The 7,532-nt window shown below is 69.4% G+C and carries 6 protein-coding genes; 3 read left to right on the top strand and 3 right to left on the bottom strand.

From position 1 onward, the window contains the following. From D180_RS11870 to D180_RS11860, 3 genes are all read right to left on the bottom strand, one after another. Window positions 1–1,539: cache domain-containing protein (locus D180_RS11870; RefSeq protein ID WP_017912965.1), on the bottom strand; the 1,539-nt coding region annotated here is incomplete at its 3' end. A 497-nt stretch (window positions 1,540–2,036) separates the two neighbouring features. Next, window positions 2,037–2,594, bottom strand: coding sequence for a DUF3228 family protein (locus tag D180_RS11865; RefSeq protein ID WP_017912964.1), 558 nt, complete (start codon window positions 2,592–2,594; stop codon window positions 2,037–2,039). Window positions 2,595–2,840: 246 nt separating this feature from the next. Next, window positions 2,841–3,761 carry a M14 family metallocarboxypeptidase gene (locus D180_RS11860; RefSeq protein WP_017912963.1) on the bottom strand — a complete coding sequence of 307 codons (921 nt, stop codon included), beginning with the start codon at window positions 3,759–3,761 and terminating at the stop codon, window positions 2,841–2,843. Window positions 3,762–4,094: 333 nt separating this feature from the next. Between D180_RS11860 and D180_RS11855 the strand changes: the two genes are divergently transcribed. The 3 genes from D180_RS11855 to D180_RS11845 all read left to right on the top strand — a co-directional run bounded on the left by D180_RS11855 (window position 4,095) and on the right by D180_RS11845 (window position 7,236). After that, complete coding sequence (locus D180_RS11855; RefSeq protein WP_198526549.1) at window positions 4,095–5,465, top strand: alpha-amylase family protein; 1,371 nt, start codon at window positions 4,095–4,097, stop codon at window positions 5,463–5,465. Window positions 5,466–5,616: 151 nt separating this feature from the next. Next, window positions 5,617–6,459, top strand: a complete 843-nt coding sequence (metF, locus tag D180_RS11850) for a methylenetetrahydrofolate reductase [NAD(P)H] (RefSeq protein WP_017909642.1) — start codon at window positions 5,617–5,619, stop codon at window positions 6,457–6,459. A gap of 159 nt (window positions 6,460–6,618) precedes the next feature. Then, window positions 6,619–7,236, top strand: coding sequence for a DUF4124 domain-containing protein (locus D180_RS11845; protein WP_017912961.1), 618 nt, complete (start codon window positions 6,619–6,621; stop codon window positions 7,234–7,236). The last annotated feature ends 296 nt before the right edge of the window (window positions 7,237–7,532 follow it).

Here is a 7,532-nt window from a genome sequence, read left to right as displayed (position 1 = left end):
GAAGTCGTACTGGAAGCGCTCGGCGTCGCCGCGCCGGGAGAAATCGCCGGAAGCCGCGGCCTGCGCCAGTTCGGTGATGGCCTGGTTGATCGCCTGCAGGCTGCGCTTGGTAGTGCGCATCGCCTCGGTGATCGCCGCCTTCTCGCCCGGCAGCGGCTCCATGTCCACCTGCATGTTGCCGATCGCGTACTGCGACATCACCTCGACCAGGCGCCGCTGCACGTCCACGTGCGCGGCGACCAGCGCGTTGGTGCCGTGGACCATGCGTCCGTACTCGCCGGGGAAACGTTCGGCGTCCATCCGGTAGCTCATCTCGCCGGCGTCGTGGCGCTGCGCCATCTCCGCCTGCGCCTGCATCACCGCCTGCAACTGCGTCTGCATGCTGCCCATCGCATCCAGCAACTGGCCCAGCTCGTCGTCGCGGCGATGGCGGACCTGGCTGTCCAGGCGCCCGGCGGCGACTGCCGAAGACACCCGCACGGCCTCGGCCAGCGGGTCGAGCACCTGCCGGCGCAGCAGCAGGTACAGCGCGCCGCTCAGCAACAACGCCGAGAGCAGGCCGACCGCGACGATGGTCCACAACAGTGCACGCGCCTTGGCCATGACCAGCGCGTACGGCACCGAGACGCCCAGCGCGAACGTCTGCGGCGCATCGCCGATCTTCAGCGGCACGAACACGTTCAACGCATCCTCGCCGTCGGTGCGGCGATGGTCGAACACCACCTGGCCCTTGGCCACGCGCGCCAGCATGTCCTTGGACCAGGCATCGCTGCGGGTCTTGCCGACCTGCTGCGGATCGCGGCTGGCCATCACCATGCCCAACGGCGACAGCAGGCTGGCATGGCCCTCGCCCATCGGCCGCAGCGCGGCGATGCGCTGCTGCAGGGTATCGAGGGTGAAGTCGACGGTGACCACGCCCAGGAAGCGGCCGTTCTCCAGGATCGGCGTGGCCAGCGTGGTCATCAGCGTGTCCTTGCCGGCCACCGGATAGTAGTAGGGCTCGATCACCACCGGCTTGTGCGTGTTGCGCGCCAGCAGGTACCAGTCGCCGTCGCCCGGCTTCTCGTAGTCGCGCAGCGCCTCGCGCACCAGCTTGCCGTTCTGCCGCGACCACCAGGTCATGTAGCGGCCGGTGGCGTCATGGCCCTCGGTGCCGACGAAGGCCTTGTCGTTGCCGTCGAACGCGTCCGGCTCCCACATGGTGCTGATGCCCAGCCACTGCGGATGCGCGTCGAGCTGGCTGCGCAGCACCGCGGTGGCGGTGGCGCGCGACAGACCGGCGGCGTGCTGCACGCGGAAGCTGTTGGCCAGCGCGTCGCTGGCGTCGAAGGCCACGCCGATTTCGCGCGACACCCGCTGCGCCTCCACTTGCGCCAGGTTCTCGATGCTGGTGCGCGAGGTCGACAGCAACGCCTCGCTGCTGCGCCAGTAGATGATCATTGCGGTCAGGCCGAAGCAGGCCAGCGCAAGCAGGCCGGTACCGAGCATCAGGCGTTTGGCGACGCTGCCGCGACGGCGATGCGGCGACGGAGTGGACATGACGACTTCCTTGGCAAGTGGGGGAGGGAATACGGTCGCGGGGAACGCCCCCACGCGGCAGCCCGCCACGGCGCGCGGCACGAGTGCGCCGTGTCCGCTGCCGATGACCTGCCCGAGGCGTCTTCCCCACCGGGCCACGATGCGCTGCCGGACATTGCGTCCTGGCGCAGCTGCATGGCGACCCACCCTCTCGCTATCGTCCCGCCGTCCGCAAACTTGATAGTCGTTGCGCGTCATGCCGATGAACGGACAGGGCGTCGCGGCGAAAACGCACGGCAGCGCGCAGTTCTGTTCAGCACTTATGCGCCAGTGCAAAAGCGCGTGCACGGATGCAGCACGGCGGGCCGGCGGCGGCAACATGCAGGGATGCGTGAAGACGGCTGCGCGAATGCGTGACCGCGTCCGGAGCGATCACGCCTGCGCGCGGTAACGTGCGCCGCATGCACCGCGATGCGTGCCAGGCGAGGTCACTGCGCGCGGACCGCGCCTGGCCGCGCTTACGGCCGCCAGTTGGCGTTGTGCTCCCAGAACGCCACGCTGCGCCGATAGGCGTCGCGATCCAGCGGCACGCCCGAGCCGCCCTCCTCCACGCCCAGCGCATTGCGCAGCATGGTGATCGGCGCCATCGGGATCTCCTGCGGCTCGGCGGTATACAGGCAACCGACCACGCCCCAGTCCGCCTCGATCGGCGCGCCCTCGTGCGCGAGCTGTTCGCGGCTGTAGAGGATCGGCAGCAGGTACTCGGCCACCGGCGGCTCGACCCCTTCGAACCAGCGCACCAGGACCGGCAGCTCTTCGCGGCTGCGCGCCTCGTAACCCGAACGCAGCAGGCGCCGGTTGGCGTCGGTGATCGGCACGGTCAGGCAGCGCGTCGAGGTCCAGTTGCGGTGCACGTGCAACTTGCAGAACGGTGCGTAGCCGTCCAGCACCTGCAGCGGCGTATGCGCGTTGAGGTGCTGCTCGAACTGCTCGGGCGTGCAGTCCTGGATCGCATTGCGGCGGCCATCGCGCGGGAACAGACGCGTGCGGGCAAACGGCGTGAGGACGATGGACATGGGGTGCATGGCAAACGAGGGCCCACAAGCGTAGCGCGCGGCAGGGTCGGTGCCCACCGCTGCCGCCGTCGCAGCCGGTGGCGCAAGGCCATGCGGAACAGCGCTCAGCGGAACTTGCGATACCTCGACTGGGTGCACTGTGGGAGGGACTTCAGTCCCGACGCCGTGCAAGGTTGGGTACCCAGCGGGCGTCGCTCGTCGCGGCTGCGTGACAGGTGTCCTGCAAATCGTGCATCCACCCGGCGACTACGGATGCGCCAAGGCGTAGTCGATCGCCGCGCGTACCGCCGCCACCTGCGCGGCGTTGCACTGCTGCGGCGTGGCGCTGGCACTGTCCGGATACACCTCGGTAGTCGTGGTGTAGCGCGCATCGGTGATACCCGCGCACAGGCCCAGCCGCTTCACCGGATAGTTGATGACTCCCGGCGCCGCCAACGGCGTGCCGATCAGTTCGCCGGCAGCGTCGGCCGGCGCGATATGGGTGACCTGCGCGACTGCGGCCAGCACCGCCTGCTGGAACGCGGGCTGCGGGTTCTCGCTGTCGCCGACCAGGTAGAAACCGTCGGGAATGCCGCCCGGCGCGTAGGCGATGCCATCGCGCGCGGCCAGCGCCGGCCGGAATTCGGACTCGTCGCTGTCGGTGGTCTCGTGCAGGTCGATGTGCATGCGCACTTGATCGCGCAACGGCGCGACCAGGTGCAGCAGCGCAGCCGATTCCTGCGCCGGGCTGTCGGCGCGGAACGAACGGTTGGGATCCAGCGCATCGGCGTTCCAGCGGTGGATGCGCTCGTACGCCCACGGGCTCACGCACGGCGCCACCAGCACGTTGGCGCGGCCGGCGTAGTCCCCGGCATGCTGCTGCGCGAACTGCAGCGCGCCGTGCACGCCGCTGGTCTCGTAACCATGCACGCCGCCGGTGACCAGCATGCACGGCAAGGCGTCGTCCCAGTTGCGGCTGCGCAAGGCCAGCAGCGGATAGCGCTCCTGCGCGTACGCCAGTTCCCCGTACGCGACCACCTCCCATTGCCCGCGCAGGCCTTCGATGACAGCGACCACCTCGTCCTGGTAGCTGCGCCGGCGCGGCTGACCCGCCAGCCAGGCCGCCTTCTCGGCCGCGCCCCAAGGCACGCCGGGGGTTCCGATCGGATAGAAGGCTGCGCTGGTCATGGTGCGGCTCCGCGTCGACAGGTGAGGGCGGCGACTGTAGCAAAGGGCGTGGGCCGCAATGCGGCATGTGCCATGAATGCAGTGCGCACGGCGCTCCCGAGCGGAAGCGGATGCCGATCCCGCTTTCGTACGCTGTCGCCATGAATACGTATGTAGCGCCCGCATGTTGCGCCGCGATGCGCGCTTAGCATCCTCCGGCCGCACGCCAGCCCCGCGGCGACGTCATGTCCCTGTCCTGCAGGCGTCCTGCCTGCGCCCACGCACCGAGGAGATCGAACGATGCGCGTCCCATCCGCTGCAAATCGTCTGCTGCGCCTGCACCGCTGGCGCAGCCTGCTGGTCGGCCTGCTGCTGCTCCTGGCCACCGCCAGCGCCCAGGCCGACGTCATCCTGCATGCCTTCAACTGGCCCTACGCCACCGTGGAAGCGCGTGCCGCGCAGATCGCCGCCGCCGGCTACCGCAAAGTGCTGGTGGCGCCGGCCTACCGCTCGCAGGGCGACGCCTGGTGGGCGCGCTACCAGCCGCAGGACATGCGCCTGATCGACAACCCGCTCGGCGACACCGACGCCTTCGCCAGCATGGTGCAGGCGCTGAAGGCGGTGGGCGTGGAGACCTATGCCGACGTGGTGCTCAACCACATGGCCAACGAAGCGGCCACGCGCTCGGACCTGAACTACCCGGGCAGCGCGGTGCTCGGCCAGTACGCCGCCAATCCGCAGCGCTATGCGTCGCTGCGACTGTTCGGCGACCTCTCGCAGAATTTCCTCAGCGCCAGCGATTTCGGCCCGGCGCAGTGCATCACCAACTACAACGACCCCTACCAGGTGCGCACCTACCGCATCTGCGGCGGCGGCAACGATCCCGGCCTGCCGGATCTGGTCGGCAACGACTGGGTGGTGCAGCAGCAGCGCAACTACCTGCTGGCGTTGAAGGCGCTGGGCGTCACCGGTTTCCGCATCGATGCGGCCAAGCACATGACCTTCGATCATCTGAACAAGGTGCTCGATGCGCAGGTGCGCTCCGGGGTGATGGTGTTCGGCGAGGTGATCACCGGCGGCGGCAGCGGCAACTCCGACTACGACCAGTTCCTGGCACCGTACCTGCAGGCCACCCCGCACGCCGCCTACGACTTCCCGCTGTTCAACTCGGTGCGCAACGCCTTCGCCTACGGCGGCAGCATGGACCTGCTGGTAGATCCGGGCGCCTACGGCCAGGCGCTGCCCGGTGCGCGCGCGGTGACTTTCGCCATCACCCACGACATCCCCAACAACGCCGGCTTCCGCTACGCGATCATGGACCCGGTCGACGAGACCCTGGCCTACGCCTACCTGCTCGGCCGCGACGGCGGCGTGCCGATGGTGTACTCGGACAACAACGAGAGCGGCGACAACCGCTGGGTCAACGCCTACCAGCGCGACGAACTCAAGCGCATGGTCGGCTTCCACAACGCCGCGCAGGGCCGCGACATGCAGGTGCTGGCGCACGGCGCCTGCTACCTGCTGTTCCGCCGCGGCGACCTGGGCATCGTCGGCATCAACAAGTGCGGCAATACCGTCACCGCCGCGGTACCGATGAACGGCAGCGTATTGCGCTGGAACGTCGACTACACCGATGCGCTGGGTTCCGGCAGCGTGGTGCGTATTTCCAGCGGCAGCTACACCTTCAGCCTGCCGCCGCGGCAGGCGCGGATGTGGAAGCGCTGAGCCCGGGAGCGGACGCGGCGCGCCCACCGGCGCGCCGCGCGGGGAGCGCGTCGCCGCCCACGGGCGACGCGGCGATCGCGAGGCTGCGGCCTCTTGCACATCCATCCGGATGAAGAGATATACTCGCCACACCACCCGCTGCGTTGCGCCCATGACCGCCATCAGCTTCGAGTTCTATCCGCCCAAGACCGACGAGCAGCGCGCGCAGCTCGACCGCACCGCCGCGCGGCTCAAGGCCTACGCCCCGGAGTACGTCTCCTGCACCTTCGGCGCCGGCGGCTCGACCCTGAGCTACACCTCCGAGACCGTGCGCCACCTCAAGCAGCACCACCGTTTCGAGGCCGCGCCGCACCTGTCCTGCGTGGGCGGCAGCCGCGAGGAGATCCGCGAGTTGCTCAAGCTGTACCGCGCCATCGGCTGCCGCCGCCTGGTCGCGCTGCGTGGCGACCTGCCGTCGGGCATGGGCCACCCCGGCGACCTGCGCTATGCCGCCGACCTGATCGCCTTCATCCGCGCCGAGCACGGCGACGCCTTCCATCTGGAAGTGGGCGCGTATCCGGAGACGCACCCGCAGGCCCACGACGCGCTCAGCGACCTGCGCCACTTCAAGGCCAAGGTCGATGCCGGCGCCGATGCCGCCATCACCCAATACTTCTACAACGCCGACGCCTACTTCCACTTCGTCGACGCGGTCCGCAAGCTCGGCGTACAGATCCCGATCGTGCCCGGCATCATGCCGATCTCCAACTTCAGCCAGCTGCGGCGTTTCTCCGAGCAGTGCGGCGCGGAAATCCCGCGCTGGATCGGCAAGCGCATGCAGGCCTACGGCGACGATGCCGAGGCCATCCGCGAGTTCGGCGCCGACGTGGTCGCCACCTTGTGCCAACGCCTGGTCGACGGCGGCGCGCCCGGGCTGCATTTCTATACGCTCAACCTGGCCAAGCCCACCACCAACGTCCTGGCACGTCTGCGCGGCGACGTCGCCGCCGGCTGAGTGTCGCGGCCGCTGTCGCTCGGGATTCGGGATTCGGGATTCGGGAATGGCAACAGCAGCGCGAAGCCTCGCTTTGGCGAATCCCCAATCCCGAATCCCCAATCCCCGCTCGTAAGGCATTCGCTCCGCGGTCACGCCGGCTGCGGCTACCCTGCGGCGATGCGCCTGCTCCCGCCGATGCTGCTGCTCTTGTGCCTGTGGGGCCTCGCCACGCCCGCGATGGCGCAGCGGGTGAACCGTTGCACCGGCCCCGACGGAACCACCGTGTTCAGCGATCGCCGCTGCGAGGACGTCGGCGCGATCGATCGCCTGCCGCCACCGGTGGCGCCCGGCAATGTCGGCAGCGCCGCTCGCGGCCTGGCGCCGCCGCAGTGCGTGCGCCGGCTCAGCGTGTTGGCGCAGCAGATCCGCAGCGCCGTGGACGCCCGCGACGTCAACCGGCTATCGGCACTGTACTGGTGGAACGGCGTTTCCGACGACGGCGCGCAACGCATCTTCGACCGTCTGGAGGCGATCGTGCGCCGCCCCTTGGTGGCGATCGTGCCGGTGTTGCCGGAGACCGGCGGGACGACCGCTCCCGCAGCCGGTACGTCGTCGACAGCCGCGTCCGCGACAACGGCCACGTCGGCCGCGGCGGATGCCGACGGTGGCGAGACACCATCGCGCCCGCATCCGACCGGCCTGCGCCTGCAGCAGACCCTCGCCGGCAGCATCACCCCCGCCTCCACCGTGCTGGACCTGCGCCGGCAGTACGACTGCTTCTGGATCAGTTTCTGAGGAGCCGGGAATGGGGAATGGGGATTGGGGAATCGCAACAGCGGCTTCCGCGTACGCGCCTCCCCCTTGCACAGGAGCGGCTTCAGCCTCGTTGGAGGATCACTGTGGGAGGGACTTCAGTCCCGACGCATTGCACTATCGGAAGCACGCCACTTCGCGTTTCGCGGCTGCATGACAGTTGACCAGGGGAGCGGTTGCTGTCGCCCCACTCACGCCACATCGGCCGCCAGCGGCCACAGCCCGCGGATCGCGGCGATGCCCTGGCCGCCATGGCGGCGCGCCTCGGCGACGTGCGT

The sequence above is a fragment of the Xanthomonas sp. SHU 166 genome (assembly GCF_000364685.1).
GTDB classification, from domain to species: domain Bacteria; phylum Pseudomonadota; class Gammaproteobacteria; order Xanthomonadales; family Xanthomonadaceae; genus Xanthomonas_A; species Xanthomonas_A sontii.
The sequence above is the reverse complement of the archived record's forward strand: the minus strand, read 5'-3'. Positions and strand labels throughout refer to the sequence as shown.